Source organism: Rhizobium sp. 05N49 (genome assembly GCF_056396805.1).
In genome coordinates this window covers 360,457-378,796 of record NZ_JBFTME010000003.1, presented here as the reverse complement: position 1 = coordinate 378,796, position 18,340 = coordinate 360,457, and the positions used below count along the sequence as shown (strand labels likewise).

The following is an 18,340-nucleotide window of genomic DNA, read 5'->3' as shown; positions in this document are numbered from 1 at the left end:
CTCTCCGCTCAGGGATTCTTGGGGTCGTTGACGAGTGCTGCAACGCCGACAATCTCAATGCCGCGCATGGCCGCTTCCTCGCTCCATTTGGAGATCGCGTCAATGCTCTCGTCGAAAGCCGAGGCAACCCCGATTGCCTGGCCGTTGCGGCGAGCGATACGCTCCAATTCGTCGAGTTTCTGCAGGATCGTGTTCACGTCGACCTGGCTGTCCAGTTGCAGATCGGCGAAAGCATAAGGAAGCTCCGTGCCTTTGGCGACCGCAGCCGTCTTGGATTGTGCCGAAGTGCCGTCGTCGAGGAACAGCAGCCCGCGCTTGCCGATATCGCGCATGATCGGCTCCATGGCCTTGGGATCGGAGAGGAAACGTCCGCCAAGGTAGTTCATGATGCCGGTATAGTTCGTGATCTCGCCCATGGATCGGTGCAGGCTTTCGATATTGCGTGCCACTGGCTTCGAGGTCAGTAGCGTATCCGGACCTGGATCATTCGCCGGGTAATCGAATGGCTCCAGCGGCACTTGCAGCAATATTTCATGGCCGCCACGACGGGCATCCTGCATCCAGCGCTGCAGGCTGTTGCCGCTGGCAGCAAAGGCGAAAGTGATTTCTTCCGGCAATTGCTTGATGGCGCGCTGCGTGCCGGTCTGGCTGAGACCGAGGCCGCTGAGGACGATCGCGATGCGTGTGACGCGCGTGCCGGACCAGGGACGCGCATATTGATCCATCGGCCGTTTGCCGTCGGGGCCCGTGATCGGCAGCCGGCCGAAGGGCGTATCTTCCAACAGATTGTCGTTGGGGATGGCCGCCATGCGGGGATCCTGACCCACCTGCATGGCGTCGACCAGAACCGGGCCGTTGCCGTCGCGTGGGCGCGGACTGTATTTGGTGACGACGGAGCCGTCTCCGGTCACCATGCGTTCCACGTTGGCGCCCGAGCTCGGTTCTGAGCGTGGCATGCCGTTTGCTGTCTGATTGCCCGAGGTCGGCGGTTGCTGGATCGTGTCGGTCGGCGGAGCGGCCGTGACATCCTGCGATGCCGGCGGTATCGACCGCTCGAGGCCATCGCCGTGAAATGCCGTGTAAAGAGAAAACCCGCCGATCGCGACAAGACAGATGCTCGCGACTATCTGCCCGATCCGCAATATGCCGGGGCGTTTGCGCGCAGCCTTGCGGTTGCGGCCTAAGGGTGCATGCAGGTCCGTTCCCAATTCCTTGCCCGCTCCAAAACCGGGAAACAGCAGAAAGCCTCAAGGCCGGACAATCGCCCGGCCTTGAAATCGAAGAATTACTTGGCGACCACGGCCTTTTCAGGGTCCGGCGGGAAGGACGGATCGGTCTTCTTGCCGCGCAGCAGGTCGAGTGCGTAGTTGAGCTGGACGTCGTCCTTTGGATCCGGCGGGACATAGGCGACCGAGCCCGAACCTTCCTCAGTCTCGCTCTGGCCCTTGATGTGGCCGCGCAGGGCGGATTCGCCCTCGGTCACCATCTTGCCCTGGAGATCGGCCGGAAGGGGCTCTTCCACCTTGATGTCAGGCGTAATGCCGGTGCCCTGGATCGAGCGACCCGATGGCGTGTAGTAGAGCGCCGTCGTCAGGCGCAGCGCGCCGTTTTCGCCAAGCGGAATAATCGTCTGGACGGAGCCCTTGCCGAAGGAGCGGGTGCCGAGAACGGTGGCACGACGCAGATCCTGCAGGGCGCCGGCAACGATTTCCGACGCGGAAGCCGAGCCACCGTTGATGAGAACGATGAGCGGCTTGTGGTCGGTCAAGTCACCAGGGCCGGCATTGAAGCGGCGCGTCTCATCCGGATTGCGGCCGCGGGTGGAAACCACTTCACCGCGCTCCAGGAAGGCATCGGATACGTTGATCGCCTGATCGAGCAGACCGCCGGGATTGAGACGCAAGTCAAGAACGAAGCCCTTGAGTTTGTCGGCAGGAACCGTCGCCTTGATCTTCTGGATCGCCTTTTCGAGATCCGGATAGGTCTTTTCGGTGAAGGAGATGACGCGCAGGTAACCGACATCATCCTCGACGCGCGACTTGACGGCCTGGACGGCAACGACGTCACGCACGATCGTCAGTTCGATCGGCTTGTCAGCGCCCTTGCGGATCAGCGTCAGCTTGATCGGCGTGTTGACGGCGCCGCGCATCTTCTCGACGGCGTCTTCGAGCTTCAGGCCGCGGACGGACTGGCCGTCGATCTCGGAGATATAATCGCCGGCGAGAACGCCAGCCTTGGCAGCCGGAGTATCGTCGATCGGGGTGATGACCTTGACGAGCTCGTCTTCCATGGTGACTTCGATACCGAGGCCGCCGAACTCACCCTTGGTCTGGGTGCGCATGTCTTCGGCGTCCTTCGCATTCATGTAGCTGGAATGCGGATCGAGCGAGGACAGCATGCCGTTGATGGCGCTCTCGATGAGCTTGTCCTCAGCCGGCGGCGTTACATATTGCGCACGCACGCGTTCGAAGACGTCACCGAATACCGAAAGCTCCTTATAGGTCGATGCTCCCGCCGCCTCTGCAGGCACGCCTGCGGAGTAAATGACGCTCATCGCGGTCGCGCCCATCAGTGCGCCGACCAGAACAAGAGAAGCCCTACGAATCATTGCGTGCCTTTCCAGTGTCTTTGGCGGTCCACCACGGTCGGGAATCGACCGGTTTACCGTCCTTTCGAAACTCAATGTAAAGCGTTGGCCGATCTGTTTCCAGCGCCAATGCGGTTGCGCTTGCCACTCTTTTAGCACCCATCACGGCCAGCGGTTCGCCGGAGAAAACGAATTTTCCCTGACGAGTGCTGATCGTATCCATGCCTGAGATAACCAGGTGGTATCCGTCGCCAGCGTCGAGGATGATCATCTGGCCATAGCTGCGGAAAGCGCCGGCAAAAACCACCAGCCCGTCAGCAGGCGCAGTCACCACCGTTTCCGGATTGGTCGCAACAGTCATTCCCATGGCCTCGTGTCCGGTGCCATCGGCATCTCCGAACTGGCGCAGAATATCGCCCGCCACAGGCAACTCCAGCTTCGCCTTCAATTCTCCGAAGGGATATGCGGGCGCAATGCGGTTTTTATCGGGCACTCCGCTGTCGGCCAGGGCCTTTGCCTGGGCGCGCTGCTCGTCCGTTAGGAGCTTGCGGTTTTCCTCTGCCTGCCGGGCGGCAGCGGCGGCGTCGCGCACGGAGGCGATCTCCGTTTCCATCGAGGCAACGAGGCTTTCGAGCGTCGTCGCCTTGCTTGCCAGTTCCTGGGATCGCTGCTTCTCGGCTTCCAGTTCGGAGGTATTGGTGCGGCTCAGCTTGTCGTTTTCGGCGAGCAGCAAATCCATGCGCCGCTCCTCCTCCAGGCTGTTTGCCATAGTGATGGTCAGATCTTCCTTCTCCTTGGCGCTTGCCGTTTGCAAGGCTGAAAGATTAGCAAGATCGGCCGCCAGCTTTTCGGTCTCCTTGCGGATGCCCGGAACGACGGCGCCGAGCAGAATAGCGCTGCGGACCGAGGCAAGGGCGTCGTCGGGTGTGACGAGAAGGGCGGGCGGCGGGTTGCGGCCCATACGCTGCAAGGCGGCAAGGACCTCGGCCAAAACGCCGCGGCGCTCGTGCAGCGAACGGCGAATGCCGTCTTCCTTGACGCCGATGTCAGCGAGCTTCTTTTCGCTGTCGAGAATCTTGCCTTCCAGGCCTTTGCGGCGCGCCGCGGAATCGATCAGTGCCTGGCGAATGCTTGCAGTGCTCTTTTCCAGATTGTCGATGCTGCTTTGAAGCTCGCTCACCTTGTCCGAGGAGAGGTTGATCGTCTTGGACAGCTTGTCGAGTTCGGCCCGCGTCTCGTCGCGCTTCTTCGCCAGTTCGGCCGCGGGGTCAGGTGGCGGTTGCTCGGCTGACGTGACCGGGGCGGTCTGTTCGGCTGCTGCGGGCGGAGGCGGCGCGTCCTGCGCCTGTACGGCAAAGGGGTTTCCCGAAATGGCAATGACGGCCGCACCGAGCCCTGCGGCAACGGCCGGCAAAAACAGGCGGGATCGCTTGGGGGCAGCTCTCGTCATGCGTGTCGGGGTTTACTCGTTCAAATCGCCCGGAACCTAAGCTGATTTGGGGCCGTTGGCCAGAAAGTTTGAAGGAGAAGAGGTCGTCACGCAAAACACGGCTGCGTGAGTGTTTTTGGCCGCGTCACACACGATGGTAGGGGTGGCCGGAAAGGATGGTCACCGCCCGATAGAGCTGTTCGGCAATCAGCGTGCGGACGATCTGATGAGGCCATGTCATCTTGCCAAGGCAAAGGGTCATGTCGGCCCGGTCGTAGAGGGAAGGATCGAGGCCATCGGCGCCGCCGATCGCGATCGTCAGGTCGCGTTTGCCCTGATCGCGATAGGTGCCGAGGAGATTGGCGAAAGCTTCGCTGTCCAGCGCCTTGCCGCGTTCATCGAGGAGAATGAGGATGCTGCCTTCAGAGAGCGACTTCTGCAGCATGGCCGCCTCCTCACGCTTGCGGGTCTCTGCATTGGAGGCGCGGCTTTCAGCCACTTCGGCGATGCGAGAGAATTCCAGGCCAACCGCAGGGCCGGCCTTGGCAAAACGGTCGAAATAGCGGGCGGCAAGATCCTTTTCGGGGCCGGACTTCAGCCGTCCCACCGCAAAAAGACCAATCCGCATTCATCCGCTCCTGCTATGCCGCGCTTCAAGAAGCGCAATGTGGACTTACCGGCCAGCGATCGAAAGCTGGCCCGGCCAGTTACCACGTCTCAAGCGCCGGGCGAATGCCGGGCTGCCTGTCAGTGCCGCGTTTCCTCGTCCATATCCGGAGCCGCCCACATCTTTTCGATGTTGTAGAACTCGCGAATTTCGGGACGGAACACATGCACGATGATGTCACCGGTGTCGATGAGGATCCAGTCACCGCCTTCCTGACCCTCGACGCGGGCTGTACCGAAACCCTCGTCCTTGAGATCAGTCAGAAGATGATCGGCGATCGCCATGACGTGCCTGTTCGAGCGGCCGGAGACAACAACCATGTAGTCTCCCAGCGCCGATTTTCCGGCAATGTTGATGGTGACGATATCTTCAGCTTTGGAGTCCTCGAGGCTGACGAGGACGGCTTCCAGAGCACGGGCGGCGGCATCGGCGCCACGTTCCGAACCCTTCGGGAGAACGGCAAGCGTTTTTCCCTTGGCGTGTACTGTTGTCAGTGCTTTCCCTTTCCTGGAATGACAAACCATGCACAACACAGATCCGGTGTCACCGGATCATGGTTAAGATAGGCATCAAACCATTAACGTTTCAAGACGCGGCGCAGCGCGCGAACGGCCAAAAGCCGCATTTGGCGTCACGAAATCGAGATTTCGACCCCAGGTCGAATGGAGTTGCGATGTACAGCGTCTGCGGTCGGGCGTAAAGTGCCGATAATGTCTCCAAATTCCGACCGATATGACCGAACCCGCCAAAAATTCCCTTACGCCCGTCCTGCGAATCACCTTTCCCGATGACGATCGCCTCGGCCGCGGCAAGATGGAGCTGCTCGAGCATATCCGCGAGACAGGTTCGATCTCCGCTGCCGGCCGCGCAATGGACATGTCCTATCGCCGCGCATGGCTGCTTGTTGCCGAGATGAATCGCATGTTCAAGGCTCAGGTGGTTGAATCACAGCGCGGCGGCCAGAAGGGCGGCGGTGCGGCATTGACTCCATTCGGGGACCAATTGCTGGCGCGCTTTCGCAACATGGAAAAAACCGTGCGCAGCAGTCTTGCCGACGATCTCACCTGGCTGGAAAATAACCGCAATCCGCAGCCGGACGACCGGCGTTGATCAGGCTTCCAGCGCGACAGTCTTGATAACGGCGAAAGCGGGCATACCCGGATTTAGCCCCAGGCGCTCGCAGGACAGTGCGGTGATACGGGAGAGCACGGCATCACCGGCGCAATCGAGGCGGATCTCGACGGTTCCATCCTCCGCCGGTGAAACCTGCGAGATGGTCCCTTCCAGAATGTTGAGAGCGCTTAACCCTTCCGGCTTTTGTATTGCCAGCATCACGTCTCGGGCGGGGATGCGGATGCGCACGGTTCTGCCCGCGGCCGGCGCGGCACCTGGAACATAGAGCCTGCCGGCCTTCAGCAGCACCACCGAAATTCGATTGGTCAAATCGATACTCTCGACTGTGCCTTCCAGCACGGCGCCCGCCTCTCTTCGGTCTTCCGGCAGCAGCGAGGAGCGGCTGAGGACTTCTGTCGCAGGACCTGCCGCTTCCACCTTGCCGTCACGCATGACGACGACCTGATTTGCGAGGCGCGCGACTTCGGCGATCGAATGGCTGACATAGACGATCGGAATATCCATCTCGTCGCGCAGACGCTCGAGGTAGGGCAAGATCTCGCCCTTGCGGGCTTCATCCAGTGCGGCCAGGGGCTCGTCCATCAGCAGGAGGCGTGGCGAGGCAAGCAGCGCGCGACCGATCGCGACACGCTGCTTCTCGCCTCCCGACAGCTTTGAAGGGCTGCGGTCGAGCAGCTGGCCGATGCCGAGCAGATCGACGACGCGATCGAAATTTTCAGTATGCGCGGATTTCGGCGTGAACCACCGGCCATAAGAGAGGTTCGAGCGGACGCTTAAGTGCGGAAAGAGGCGTGCTTCCTGGAAGACATAGCCGAAGCGACGGCGATGCTGGGGAATGAAGATGCCCTTTGCCGTATCCGTCAGCGCCTCGCCGTCGAGCAGGACCCTGCCATCAGTCGGTCGAGTGAGGCCGGCGATGATGCGGATCATGGAGGTCTTTCCGGAGCCGGAACGGCCGAAGAGAGCGGTCACCCCGCGTTCGGATGTAAAGGCGGCATCAAGCCCGAAGGCACCAAGGCGATGTCTTGCTTCGACGATGAGTGTCATTCCGGATCGATCCTCCGGCCGGCGAGATAGGCGAGATATTCCGAAGCGAGAAGAGCCAGCATGGAGATGGCGATGGAAATAAGGGTAAGCCGCATCGCGACGGCATCACCGCCCGGCACCTGGGTAAAGGTGTAGATGGCGGTCGACAGTGTCTGCGTCTCGCCCGGGATGTTGGAGACGAAGGTGATGGTGGCGCCGAACTCGCCCATCGCTTTGGCAAAGCAGAGGATCATGCCGACGATGACGCCGGGAATGATCAGCGGCAGCGTGATGGTCAGGAAAACCCAGGCCGGGCTCGCGCCGAGCGTCCCGGCAGCTTCCTCCAGTTTCCGGTCGACGGCTTCGATGGAGAGACGAATGCTACGCACCATCAGCGGGAAGCCCATGACGCCGCAGGCGAGCGCCGCACCGGTCCAGCGGAAGGCCAGTACGATGCCCAGATATTGATCCAGGAGGCTGCCGATCGGGCCACGGCGTCCGAAAAGGACGAGGAGGATAAAGCCGGTAACGACCGGCGGCAGGATCAGCGGCAAGTGGACGATGCCGTTCACTACGGACTTTCCCCAAAAGCGACCGCGCGCGAGCAACAGGGCGACCAGGATGCCGAGCGGCAGGCTCGCCACAGTGGCGACGGAGGATATACGCAGGCTCAGCAGGATCGCTGTCCATTCCTCATCGCTCAAACCGAACATATCCAAGCGTCATCTTCTCCGAAACAGTGAAGGCCCGCCGAAGCGAGCCTTCACGCTAAGCTCTGGGCGCCAATTGCGCAATTATTTCAGGATGGTGAAGCCCTGTGCAGTGAAGAAGGGAGCAGCCTTGTCCGACTTCAGGAAGTCGAGATAGGCAGCAGCATCCGGGTTCTTGCTCTCGGCAAGCAGGGCGATCGGATAGATGATCGGCGGGTGGGAATCAGCCGGGAAGGTGCCGACTATCGCAACGCCCTTATCGGCGGCCGCATCGGTCTGATAGACGATGCCGTAAGGCGCTTCGCCGCGGGAAACGAGGGCGAGGGCAGCACGCACGCTTTCAGAATAGGCCACCTTGCTTTCCACGGATTTCCAGACCCCGAGCTTGTCGAGCGCTGTCTGGCCATACTTGCCGGCCGGAACCGACTTCGGTTCGCCCATTGCGAGCTTGCCATCCCCGATCAGGCTGGCGAGATCGAAGCCCGATTTGATCTCGACCGGCTTCTGCTTGCCGTTTTCGGCGACCAGGACGAGTCGGTTGCCGAGCAGGTTGGAGCGGGTGTCGGCCTTGATCAACTTCTTGTCGGCGACGTAATCCATCCAGTTGAGGTCAGCGGAAATGAAGACGTCGGCTGGGGCGGCGTTTTCGATCTGCTTGGCAAGCGCACCGCTTGCGGCGTAGGAGGCGACGGCTTCCTTGCCGCTTTCCTTCGCCCAGGCTGCGTTGGCTGCGTCGAGCGCATCCTTCAAGCTTGCAGCTGCGAAAACGGTGACCTTTTCGGCGGCTTCAGCGGGCGCGGAAAGCGCTGCTGCGCCAAGCCAGATCGCCGAGATTGCGGCGGTTGCCAGTTTCATCCAGCGGCGGCGATTGTGCATGATTTTCTCCCCAAGAACGAAATATCTAGACGGATATAACGGCAGGTAAGGTTTGGCTAGGGCTGCGTTTCATAAAATATATCGGCAGCAAAAAAGCGTAGGTTTCACGCACGGCTCCTCACGCATTCGTGAGATGCATGGCTCATGGCGAGCCAAGAATTGCCGAGGCATAAATGTGGCAGTTCAGCCTTGCAAATGACAAGCTGAGAGAATGGAAAGCCTAAATCGATCTGTTATTGCTGATTAAAATGGCAGCCGTCGTCGTCGTATCTCGACGAGGCCTGCATGATATGCATTGCTGCAATGCACTTGTATATATTCACCTTCTGAACAAATGTGCTAAAAGACAATCATCCGACGGCTTCTCCTCCTCCCATAGCCGTCCGATAGGATCGACAACACTCCTCCTCCCAGTTGTCGATCAAGTTTTAAGCCCGACGCACCTCCTCCCGCGTCGGGCTTTTCATTTCTGGAAACTTCTAAAACAATCCGATTATTCCGCGGCCTTGTGCTGGTCGCCGTTGCGGATGGCTGTCGAGCTCAAGGTTGAGCGTGGACCGTGAATGAAGGTCCAGGCGGGCGCCGGCTTCTTCCAGAGCACACGGGCGTCATCTTCGTCGATGCGCGCAAAGGCAAAGGTCTTGGCCATTTTCGAGGAAAGGTAGGAGAGCGTCGAGCCTGGCCGGTCGATGACGGCGATCGGGAAGGTGCGCGCGATATTCTGCCATTTCTGCCAGCGATGGAAATTTTCCATGCTGTCAGCGCCCATGATCCATATGAAATGCACATGCGGATTGCGCGCCTTTACGCGGGCGAGCGTACTGGCCGTGTAGCTCACGCCAAATGCCTGTTCGAAGGCCGTGACCTTGATGTGCGGGTCGGTGGCGATCGCCTCGCTGCGCGCTATGCGCTCCGAAAGTGGTGCCAGATGATATCGGCTTTTAAGCGGATTGCCCGGTGTCACCATCCACCAGAGCTGGTCCAGCCCCAGGCGGCGAATGGCGATTTCGGCGACCAGGGCATGGCCTTCATGCGGCGGATTGAAGGAGCCGCCGAATAGGCCGACGATCATGCCGCGTTCGCAATGCGGCATGCGCAGATACTGCCGGCCTATATGCTCCGTGGTCACGTCAGGGCCGCGTCTGTCCGTTGCCGCGAACGCGGTATTTGAAAGAAGTAAGCTGCTCGACGCCTACAGGGCCGCGCGCATGCATCTTGCCAGTGGCAATGCCGATCTCCGCGCCCATGCCGAATTCACCGCCATCAGCGAATTGGGTGGAGGCGTTGTGCAGCAGGATGGCCGAGTCGATCTCGGTGAAGAAGCGCTCGACGACTTCTGGGTCTTCGGCAAGCACGGCTTCGGTATGGTTCGACGAGTATTTCTGGATATGACCGATCGCGCCGGAGATGCCGTCGACGATGGCAACGGAAATGATGGCATCCAGATATTCGGTCGACCAGTCTTCTTCGGTCGCAGGCTTCAAGCCCGGCACGACGTCGACAACAGCGGCCGAGGCGCGAACCTCGCAGCCGGCCTGGCTCAGAACCTCGATCAATGGTTTCAGATGCGTGCCGGAGACGGCCTCGTCAACCAGCAGGGTTTCGGCTGCTCCGCAGACGCCGGTGCGGCGCATCTTGGCATTGACGATGATATCCTTCGCCATTTCGAGATCGGCGGAGGCATCGACATAGATATGGCAGAGGCCTTCGAGATGGGCGAAAACCGGCACGCGCGCTTCGCTCTGCACGCGGGCAACAAGGCTCTTGCCGCCACGCGGCACGATGACGTCGATTGTGCCATCAAGCCCGCGCAGCATGGCGCCGACGGCGGCGCGATCGGTGACAGGTACGAGCTGGATCGCATATTCCGGCAGGCCGGCTGCCTTCAGGCCCTCGACCATGCAGGCATGGATCGCAGCCGAGGAACGGCGCGAATCCGAACCGCAGCGCAGGATCACTGCATTGCCGGCCTTCAGGCAGAGCGCACCGGCATCGGCCGTGACGTTCGGCCGGCTTTCAAAGATGACGCCGATGACGCCGAGTGGTGTTCGCACACGCTCGATCTTCAGGCCGTTCGGCCGGTCCCAGGCGGCGATGACTTCCCCGACAGGATCGGGAAGAGCGGCAATCGCGCGGATGCCCTCGGCCATTTCCGTGACGCGCTTGTCGTTCAGCGTCAGGCGGTCGATGAAGGAGGCGAGCATGTCCGTGCCCTCCACATCCTTCAAATCCTTGGCATTTTCTGAAAGGATATGGGCCTTGTTCGCAAGGATGGCATCCGCCATCGCGTTCAGAGCCTTGTTCTTGGCATCGGTAGAAGCGAAGCCCAATGGTCGCGCGGCGGCCTTGGCCTTGCGGCCGATGTCGTTCATCAGCACGTCAATGTCAGGGCTTTGCGCAACAGTATCAAGCATAGCTTGCGTCCTTCTTCTGCCTTTCCGATTTCGAGCCGATCTGCGCCGTCATGACCATATCGTCGCGGTGGACCATGGCGGCGCGGCCGGGATAACCGAGGATTGCCTCGATCTCTGCCGATTTGCGGCCGGCGATCTGGCGGGCTTCCTCTGCGTCGTAGCTGACTAGCCCACGGGCGACCTCGCGGCCTGAGGGGGCGATGATCGCAACTGTATCGCCACGGGCGAAATTGCCGGAGATGCTGCGCACACCGGCGGGCAAGAGGCTCTTGCCGGCGCCGAGGGCCGTGACGGCACCCTCATCGAGATGCAGCATGCCAGCCGGCTGAAGCTGGCCGGCGATCCAGGTCTTGCGGGCGGTGACGGGCGTGCCCGAAGGCGCAAACCAGGAGGAGCGCGCGCCGTTTTCGATCGCCGACAGCGGACTTTCCGTCTTGCCTGACGCGATGATCATGGCGCAGCCCGATGTTGTCGCGATCTTGCCGGCATCGATCTTGGTGCGCATGCCGCCGCGTGAGAGTTCCGAGGCCGCACCACCGGCCATGGCCTCTATCTCGGGCGTGATTTCCGCAATGGTCTCAAGGAATTGCGCATTCGGATCGAGATGCGGCGGAGCTGTGTAGAGACCGTCGATATCGGAGAGAAGGATCAGCAGGTCAGCGCCGGCCATGGTAGCGACGCGGGCAGCGAGGCGGTCGTTGTCGCCATAGCGGATCTCGCTGGTCGCGACCGTGTCGTTCTCATTGATGATCGGCACCGCGCGGATCTTCAAAAGCTGATTGATGGTGGCGCGGGCATTGAGGTAACGGCGGCGCTCTTCGGTATCGCCGAGCGTCAGCAGGATCTGGCCGGCGACGGTGTCGTCTCGTGAAAGGCTTTCCGACCAGGCACGTGCCAGCGCGATCTGGCCGACCGCCGCTGCTGCCTGACTTTCCTCCAGCTTCAGGGCGCCCGGGGGAAGATCGAGCACTGAGCGGCCGAGCGCGATAGCGCCTGACGATACCACAAGGATATCGACGCCTTTGGACTTCAGCGCAGCGATATCGGCGCACATGGCATCGAGCCATGATTTCTTCAGACCGGTCTTGCGATCGACCAAGAGCGCCGAGCCGATCTTGATGACGACGCGGCGATAGCGATCCAGCGGTTTACGGCTACTCATCGCTCTCGTCCTCGTCGCTGAGGATCATGTCGCGATGGCGCAGCTTGGGGGTCTTGGCCGGCTTTTCCTCGGTGTTGGCTTCGACGATGATGTCGCGCAGCGCGCGCAGCACTTCCGTCATTCCCTTGCCGGTAACGGCCGAAATCAGGAACGGCGTCTTGCCGCAGGCCTTTGCAAGTTCCTTGGCCTTCTTCTTCAGCGTCGCGTCGTCGAGGACGTCGATCTGGGATAGCGCAACGATTTCCGGTTTGTCGGTAAGGTCGTTGCCATAGGCTTCGAGTTCGTGCTTGACCGTCTTGTAGGCCTTGCCGACCTTTTCCTCCTGGGCAGAGACGAGATGCAGCAGTACGCGCGTGCGCTCGACATGGCCGAGGAAACGGTCGCCGATGCCCACACCCTCATGCGCACCTTCGATAAGACCGGGAATATCGGCAAGGATGAATTCCCGCTCGTCGATTGTCGCGACACCGAGGTTGGGGTGCAGCGTCGTGAAGGGGTAATTGGCGATCTTCGGCCGGGCGCGGGTCACGGAAGCGAGGAAGGTGGACTTGCCGGCATTCGGCAGGCCGACGAGGCCGGCATCCGCAATCAGCTTCAGGTGCAGCCAAATGGTTTTTTCTTCGCCCTCGAGGCCGGGATTGGCCCAGTCCGGCGCCTGGTTGACCGAGGATTTGAAGTGGGCGTTGCCGAAGCCGCCGTTGCCGCCTTTTGCGAGGCAGAAGCGCTGGCCTTCCTCGGTCAGGTCACAGATGAGGCTTTCCTGATCCTCCTCGAGGATCTGCGTGCCGACGGGAACCTTGAGCGTCACGTCGTCGCCATTGGCGCCGGTACGGTTCTTGCCCATGCCGTGCATGCCGACCTTGGCCTTGAAGTGCTGCTGGTAACGAAAATCGATCAGCGTATTGAGGCCATTGACGGCCTCAACCCAGACATCGCCGCCGCGCCCGCCGTCACCGCCGTCGGGCCCGCCGAACTCGATGAATTTCTCACGGCGGAAGGAGACGCTGCCCGCGCCACCATCACCCGACCGGATATAGACCTTTGCTTCATCGAGAAATTTCATTTTACTTCCAGTACTCAGTGCGTTTGGGCGACCCCTCTTGGCCCATTCGATATAGGCGGTTCAGGCGGAGGTCAAAGAATATCGTGATTTTTGCGAGCTATAACATACAGTACGGCTTCGGTCTCGACGGCAGATACGATCCGGAACGTATCGCCGGAAGCCTCGAAGGTGCTGATGTCATCGCGCTCCAGGAGGTGACGAGAGGCTTCGTTCGGAACGATTATGCCAATATGCCGGATATTATCGCGGCTCTGTTTCCCGACCATTTCTGGGTCTATGGACCGGCCTGCGACATGCATGTCGAGGCGCCGAAGGGCCGGATTTCGCTGCCGCGCGATACCCGTTTTCAGTTCGGCAATATGGTCCTGTCGCGCTGGCCTATTCTGTCGACGCGCACGCTGCTTCTGCCGCGCAGCCGTACGATCGACAAGATAAACCTGCAGCGTGCTGCTACGGAAACCGTTATTGCGACCCCCGGCGGCGCTGTCCGCGTCTATTCCGTCCATCTCGATCATGTCTCTATCGACGAACGCCTTGCGCAGCTTCGCCATCTCGGCGAGCGCATCAATGCCTTCGTTCAGGAGGGCGCATCGCTGAGCGGGGGCAGCGAATTCGGGCTTCCAGAGCTGCCGCTGCCGGAGGATTACGTCATCATGGGCGATTTCAACATGGAGCCGGAATCGCCGGAATACTGCGCCTTCGCCGGATCCGTCGACGGATTTTACGGCCGTACGGCGCGGATCGGCACGCCGATCGACGCCTTTGCGGCGCTTGGAGCCTATACGCCCGGAAGCTACAGCTGGATGGATCCGGAAGATCACGGCAAGCGGATGCATATCGATTACTGTTTCGTCAGTTGCGGCCTCAAGGACCGGTTGAAATCCGCTGTCATCGATACGGATTCGCCAGGGTCCGATCATTTTCCCCTGCGGGTCGAGATCGGCGATTGAAAGGACGCCGCCCTTAAAGCGTGCCGCGATCTTTCAGATCGCTCACTCGCCTTAAGGTCTTTGTTTCGTGCATGCCGTTACCGCAAAACCACTGCACGTTTTTGCGCGACAGGCATCATAGCGGCGTCCTTCTATATCAGGCGACCTTTTTCTGCTGCAGAGCGCCAGGCTGCAGCACGGTTTCGATATGGGCGACCATGGTGTTGCGGGCGAAAGAGTAGATTTCGCTGCAGCCGGTCATCCGGAAACCGAGCTTTTCCTGCAGCCGGAGGGATGCAGGATTGTCGGCAAAGACGCCCGAATGAACGGGAACGTCAGGCATGCGCCGCGAGAAACGTTCCAGCACGGCTTCCGCCGCCTCGCTCATATAGCCGCGCTGCCAGTAGTAGCGGTTCAGCCAATAACCGAGGTGCCAGCGGCCATGACGAAGTTCTATCGACACATTGCCGATATGAACATCATCACTGCCGGTGATCGCCAAACTCCAATCAGGCATTACGCCTGACGTAACCGGGATCAGCCAGTCCAACGCATCCTGCCGGTCGAAGGGGGCGGGAACGCGGGCCAGCATGCGGGTGACCGCGAAATCGGAAAGCGATTCCGCGATTGCCGGAGCGTCACTCAGCCTGTGCGGGCGAAGCGTCAGCCTTGCCGTGGTGATGACCGGCGCAGGGCCGGGCATCATGGGCTTGCTCTTGGGCCGCTGAAGGGTAACCGAACTCATGAGATTGCCCCCCAGCTTCTCAGCGACATCCAGGTCTTGCGGTCGAGCCGGTACCATTCGACCGGCACGTTGCTGCCGAGCGCCAGCGATGCGGCAAGGCCGGACCCCTGGAACTGGAAGCCGCACTTCTGGATGACGCGGCGCGAAGCGACGTTCATGACCCGGCAGCGGGCATCGATCTGCTCGACCTGCTGCCGCGTCCTGAACACCATGTCGACGAGCGCATGGCATGCTTCGGTCATATAACCCTGGTTCCAATAGGGTTCGCCCAGCCAGTAGCCGATCTCGACGGTCTTCTCGTCGGTATGCGGCTCTACCCCGCAGCACCCCATGAAGGCACCGTTTTCGGCTTTGGTGATGGCATAGACGCACTTGCCAATCTCGCCATTTCGCGTACGCCAAACAAAGTCGGCGGCATCATTGGCGGTATATGGGTGCGGCATACGCGATACCATGGTGGCGACTTTGGCGTTGTTGGCGAGATGGGCAAGGGCGTCAATGTCTTCCTCGTGGGGCGCGCGCATGACGAGCCTTTCCGATAACAAGACAGGGCAATCGGTCCTTAACCGCTCCGGCCTCAGCCGTTCCATGGAAGACCGCTGGTCTTCCCGGGATGACCGTGATTGGTCAACCCTTATCAATTCGCCTTGCATGTTCAGTCCTCCTGTTTGGACAAAGAAAAAGGGGAGATGGCGCCCCATCTCCCCTGTTTTCTGGACTGAACCTGGTACGGTCAGCCGGGTCGATGAGACGCCGGCTGTTTTAGAGCGCTACCGGCTTATTCCRCTGCTTCCGCTTTCGGCATTACAGACACGTACACGCGACCATTGGCCTTCGTTCGGTAGTCCACATTGCCTGCCGTAAGCGCAAAAATAGTATGATCCTTGCCGAGGCCGACATTGGCGCCCGGATGCCACTGCGTACCGCGCTGGCGAACGATGATGTTGCCTGCTACGACATTTTCGCCGCCGAACTTCTTCACGCCGAGGCGCTTGGAATCGGAATCGCGACCGTTACGCGAGGAACCGCCAGCTTTTTTATGTGCCATTGGAGTTCTCCTTTAAACCTGAAACCCGTTGATCTTACTTGGCGGCCACGATGTCCGTGATACGGACAACCGTGTGATGCTGGCGATGGCCGCGCGAACGCTTCGAATTTTGACGACGACGCTTCTTGAAGGCGATGACCTTCTTGCCGCGGGTCTGGTCGACGACTTCCGCCTTGACGGAGGCGCCGGCTACGAAGGGCGCACCGATCGCTGCGTCGGCACCTTCGCCGATCACGAGGACTTCGGTGAATTCAATGGAGTCGCCAGCGGAGGCTTCAAGCTTCTCGATGGTCAGCACGTCATTGGCTGCCACACGGTACTGCTTACCGCCGGTCTTGATGACTGCGAACATTATTTTATCCTTTCATGTTCGATCCAGCTCTCCCCGCAAAGCGCAGGTGGCTGTCTTCTTATCAGTCGAAGTTAAGCAGGGATTTCAGGGTACTAGCCCGGAACTCTGGTCTGCCGGTGAAACCCCGCGCGAGCGCGAGGCGGGCAAGGGGCGGATTACTCCGCTCCTATTGCGGATGCGGGATACGCGAGTGACAGAAAGGTGTCAAGGCAAAAGGATGGAAAAGCTTGAGATTTCGGCTTGCCAGCCTGTCATTTGCTCGTTATGAGAACGCCCGCGCCGAACAAGCGCCGACCAAATATGCGGAGAGGTGGCAGAGTGGTCGAATGCACCGCACTCGAAATGCGGCATACCTGCAAGGGTATCGTGGGTTCAAATCCCACCCTCTCCGCCACTACAAAATCCGGCGATCCGATCACACCGAAAGCCTGYCCAAGGTCCCGGCATTCAACGGGCTGTGCGGACGTCTTCAAATCTCAATCCGAAGCGCGCCAGATATTTCGACAGGCGATCTGCGTCGTTACTGCTCTTTTTCTCAAGGCGTGAGCTTGCGAACAGGGCTCGGCCTGCGGCGCTGATATTTGCATGTTCCCGGCATATGCGGACGACGGCTGAAAGCTGGGCCGAATCGAAAAGGTCCAGCCCGGCGACCGCGTCTCGGCCGAGGATCTCGATGAGAATATCGTCATTCGACAGGCTCTGGGCCGAATTCCTCCATGAGGCCTTCAGTCTGCGAATTTCGTCCTCGACCGCTTCCACGGTGATCCGTCCTTGTGGGGCAAGCGTCGCCATGCGGGTGATCGAGGCGGAAAGATCGCGGAAGTTGGCGCTCCAGAGAGCCTCTGGGCTGTTTGCGAAGGAAAGGTAGCGCTGGCGAGCCTCCTTGTTGAAGGTGATGTTCTGACCTTCCAATTCTAGAAAACGTCGCAGCTCGAATTCGAGGTTGGGCTCTATGTCTTCCCGGCGCTCGCGCAGGGCAGGAAGCCCGAATGTCCAGAGGTTCAATCGCGCAAGGAGATCTTCGCGAAACTGCCCCTTCTGCACGGCTTCGCGCAGATCCCTGTTCGTGCCGGCGAGGAGCTGGAAGTCGGCGGACACTTCTCGGTCCGCGCCAACCGGCAGGAAGCGCTTTTCCTCGATGGCACGCAGGCACATGGCCTGTTCATCTGCACCCAACTCACCGATCTCGTCCAGAAAGAGAACGCCCTTGTCGGCGGATTTCAAGAGACCCGCTCGTTCGCCGGCGGCACCGGTAAAGGCGCCTTTGACGTGGCCGAAGAGGGTGGACATGGCCTGGTCGCCGCGTAACGTCGCGCAGTTCACCTCGACGAAAGGTCCGGTTACCTTACGCTGGGCCTTTTTCAGTTCGTAGATCCGCTTGGCAAGCTGCGATTTGCCGGCGCCTGTCGGCCCTGTGAGCAGCACAGGTGCGCTCGAGCGGATGACGACGCGTTCGATTTCATCGATCATCCGGTTGAAGGCGGCATTGCGCGTAGAAATGCCGGATTTCAGGAAGGATGTGGCATCGTCCCTTTCCGAGGCAAAGCGCTTAGCGATTTCATCGTATCGTGAGAGATCAAGATCGATAATGGCGTGCGTGCCTGCAAAGTCCCGATCCGGTTCGCGGCCGCGCGGCGGCGAGAGCTGTAAAAGGCGGCCGGGAATGATCCGCGCCTCAGTCAGCAGAAACCAGCAGATCTGGGCGACATGCGTGCCGGTAGTGATATTGACGAGGTAGTCCTCGCTCTCCGGATCGAAATTATAGTTGCGGGCAAAGTCTCGTAGGCTCGTATAGACCTCGGAGAAATCCCAGGGATCCTTGAGATTGATGATGTTCTGGCGGACTTCGGTTGCCGGTGAGACGGTTTCGATATCCGCAATAATCCCTTTTGCCAGCCATTCCGAATGGTTGTCGTGAATGAGCTCAAGGCGATCGATGAACATTCCGGGCTGCCGGCACAGACCAACGTTCGGCCGCCATCGGTTCCAGCGTTCTTCGTGGCGGCCGAGATCAAGCGTCGTCCCAAGGATGCTGATGGCAACTCGACGTTTCATGGGTTATCCAATTTTATAAGGTTTATATTTTAAGATACGGTATGAAAACTCGAATGAAATCGCAATTCTAGGCTGAAAGTTCTTTTCGAAGTTTTTATCCGTTTTAAAACAATTGGATAGCAATAAATTTCTGCTGTTTCTGT

At 60.0% G+C, this 18,340-nt stretch carries 19 protein-coding genes and 1 tRNA gene; 3 read left to right on the top strand and 17 right to left on the bottom strand.

Translation table 11 applies throughout. The features are described from left to right. Positions 1 to 8: 8 nt before the first annotated feature. The 5 genes from AC1DF8_RS09075 to rsfS all read right to left on the bottom strand — a co-directional run bounded on the left by AC1DF8_RS09075 (position 9) and on the right by rsfS (position 5,207). A complete protein-coding gene (locus tag AC1DF8_RS09075) occupies positions 9 to 1,208 on the bottom strand; it encodes a divergent polysaccharide deacetylase family protein (RefSeq protein WP_478153041.1) in 1,200 nt (399 codons plus the stop codon). Between the two features lie 77 nt (positions 1,209 to 1,285). After that, positions 1,286 to 2,608, bottom strand: coding sequence for a S41 family peptidase (locus AC1DF8_RS09070; protein ID WP_112544921.1), 1,323 nt, complete (start codon positions 2,606 to 2,608; stop codon positions 1,286 to 1,288). Continuing rightward, entirely contained in the window at positions 2,598 to 4,007 is a 1,410-nt protein-coding gene (locus AC1DF8_RS09065) for a murein hydrolase activator EnvC family protein (protein WP_478153158.1), read from the bottom strand. Before AC1DF8_RS09065 ends, AC1DF8_RS09070 begins: the two co-directional genes overlap by 11 nt. A 154-nt stretch (positions 4,008 to 4,161) precedes the next feature. Then, a complete protein-coding gene (gene rlmH / locus AC1DF8_RS09060) occupies positions 4,162 to 4,644 on the bottom strand; it encodes a 23S rRNA (pseudouridine(1915)-N(3))-methyltransferase RlmH (RefSeq protein ID WP_112544920.1) in 483 nt (160 codons plus the stop codon). A 119-nt stretch (positions 4,645 to 4,763) separates the two neighbouring features. Further along, entirely contained in the window at positions 4,764 to 5,207 is a 444-nt protein-coding gene (rsfS, locus tag AC1DF8_RS09055; RefSeq protein WP_018114199.1) for a ribosome silencing factor, read from the bottom strand. Between the two features lie 208 nt (positions 5,208 to 5,415). Between rsfS and AC1DF8_RS09050 the strand changes: the two genes are divergently transcribed. Beyond that, complete coding sequence (locus AC1DF8_RS09050) at positions 5,416 to 5,793, top strand: winged helix-turn-helix domain-containing protein (RefSeq protein WP_018114198.1); 378 nt, start codon at positions 5,416 to 5,418, stop codon at positions 5,791 to 5,793. Here AC1DF8_RS09050 and modC read toward each other — a convergent pair whose 3' ends face one another. The 7 genes from modC to obgE form a co-directional block, all read right to left on the bottom strand. Continuing rightward, positions 5,794 to 6,864, bottom strand: a complete 1,071-nt coding sequence (modC, locus tag AC1DF8_RS09045; protein ID WP_478153037.1) for a molybdenum ABC transporter ATP-binding protein — start codon at positions 6,862 to 6,864, stop codon at positions 5,794 to 5,796. After that, the gene (gene modB / locus AC1DF8_RS09040) at positions 6,861 to 7,562 is read right to left on the bottom strand and encodes a molybdate ABC transporter permease subunit (protein WP_113144981.1); all 702 of its coding nucleotides are present in this window, start codon (positions 7,560 to 7,562) and stop codon (positions 6,861 to 6,863) included. Before modB ends, modC begins: the two co-directional genes overlap by 4 nt. Before the next feature lie 75 nt (positions 7,563 to 7,637). Then, positions 7,638 to 8,429: a molybdate ABC transporter substrate-binding protein gene (modA, locus tag AC1DF8_RS09035; protein ID WP_113115909.1), complete on the bottom strand. Its 792-nt coding sequence runs from the start codon at positions 8,427 to 8,429 to the stop codon at positions 7,638 to 7,640. A gap of 493 nt (positions 8,430 to 8,922) precedes the next feature. Continuing rightward, a complete protein-coding gene (locus AC1DF8_RS09030) occupies positions 8,923 to 9,522 on the bottom strand; it encodes a nicotinate-nucleotide adenylyltransferase (RefSeq protein WP_246715634.1) in 600 nt (199 codons plus the stop codon). A gap of 37 nt (positions 9,523 to 9,559) precedes the next feature. Continuing rightward, entirely contained in the window at positions 9,560 to 10,843 is a 1,284-nt protein-coding gene (locus tag AC1DF8_RS09025; RefSeq protein ID WP_478153034.1) for a glutamate-5-semialdehyde dehydrogenase, read from the bottom strand. Beyond that, positions 10,836 to 12,005, bottom strand: coding sequence for a glutamate 5-kinase (proB, locus tag AC1DF8_RS09020; RefSeq protein ID WP_112544914.1), 1,170 nt, complete (start codon positions 12,003 to 12,005; stop codon positions 10,836 to 10,838). The genes AC1DF8_RS09025 and proB overlap by 8 nt, the downstream gene beginning before the upstream one ends. After that, complete coding sequence (gene obgE, locus AC1DF8_RS09015; protein ID WP_113144976.1) at positions 11,998 to 13,068, bottom strand: GTPase ObgE; 1,071 nt, start codon at positions 13,066 to 13,068, stop codon at positions 11,998 to 12,000. Before obgE ends, proB begins: the two co-directional genes overlap by 8 nt. Positions 13,069 to 13,151: 83 nt before the next feature. Between obgE and AC1DF8_RS09010 the strand changes: the two genes are divergently transcribed. Then, the gene (locus AC1DF8_RS09010) at positions 13,152 to 14,018 is read left to right on the top strand and encodes an endonuclease/exonuclease/phosphatase family protein (protein ID WP_018114297.1); all 867 of its coding nucleotides are present in this window, start codon (positions 13,152 to 13,154) and stop codon (positions 14,016 to 14,018) included. Between the two features lie 136 nt (positions 14,019 to 14,154). Here the strand turns inward: AC1DF8_RS09010 and AC1DF8_RS09005 are convergent, their stop codons facing one another. The 4 genes from AC1DF8_RS09005 to rplU form a co-directional block, all read right to left on the bottom strand. Then, the gene (locus tag AC1DF8_RS09005; protein WP_112544912.1) at positions 14,155 to 14,742 is read right to left on the bottom strand and encodes a GNAT family N-acetyltransferase; all 588 of its coding nucleotides are present in this window, start codon (positions 14,740 to 14,742) and stop codon (positions 14,155 to 14,157) included. Then, positions 14,739 to 15,395 (bottom strand): GNAT family N-acetyltransferase, encoded by a 657-nt coding sequence (locus AC1DF8_RS09000; RefSeq protein WP_112544911.1) that lies wholly within the window; start codon positions 15,393 to 15,395, stop codon positions 14,739 to 14,741. Before AC1DF8_RS09000 ends, AC1DF8_RS09005 begins: the two co-directional genes overlap by 4 nt. A gap of 125 nt (positions 15,396 to 15,520) precedes the next feature. Further along, the gene (gene rpmA / locus AC1DF8_RS08995) at positions 15,521 to 15,790 is read right to left on the bottom strand and encodes a 50S ribosomal protein L27 (protein WP_478153030.1); all 270 of its coding nucleotides are present in this window, start codon (positions 15,788 to 15,790) and stop codon (positions 15,521 to 15,523) included. A 34-nt stretch (positions 15,791 to 15,824) separates the two neighbouring features. Beyond that, complete coding sequence (gene rplU, locus AC1DF8_RS08990; RefSeq protein WP_007824851.1) at positions 15,825 to 16,142, bottom strand: 50S ribosomal protein L21; 318 nt, start codon at positions 16,140 to 16,142, stop codon at positions 15,825 to 15,827. 304 nt (positions 16,143 to 16,446) lie between these two features. Between rplU and AC1DF8_RS08985 the strand changes: the two genes are divergently transcribed. After that, positions 16,447 to 16,536, top strand: a tRNA-Ser gene (locus tag AC1DF8_RS08985). Between the two features lie 53 nt (positions 16,537 to 16,589). Here the strand turns inward: AC1DF8_RS08985 and rtcR are convergent. Further along, positions 16,590 to 18,197 carry an RNA repair transcriptional activator RtcR gene (rtcR, locus tag AC1DF8_RS08980; protein ID WP_478153028.1) on the bottom strand — a complete coding sequence of 536 codons (1,608 nt, stop codon included), beginning with the start codon at positions 18,195 to 18,197 and terminating at the stop codon, positions 16,590 to 16,592. Between the last annotated feature and the right edge of the window lie 143 nt (positions 18,198 to 18,340).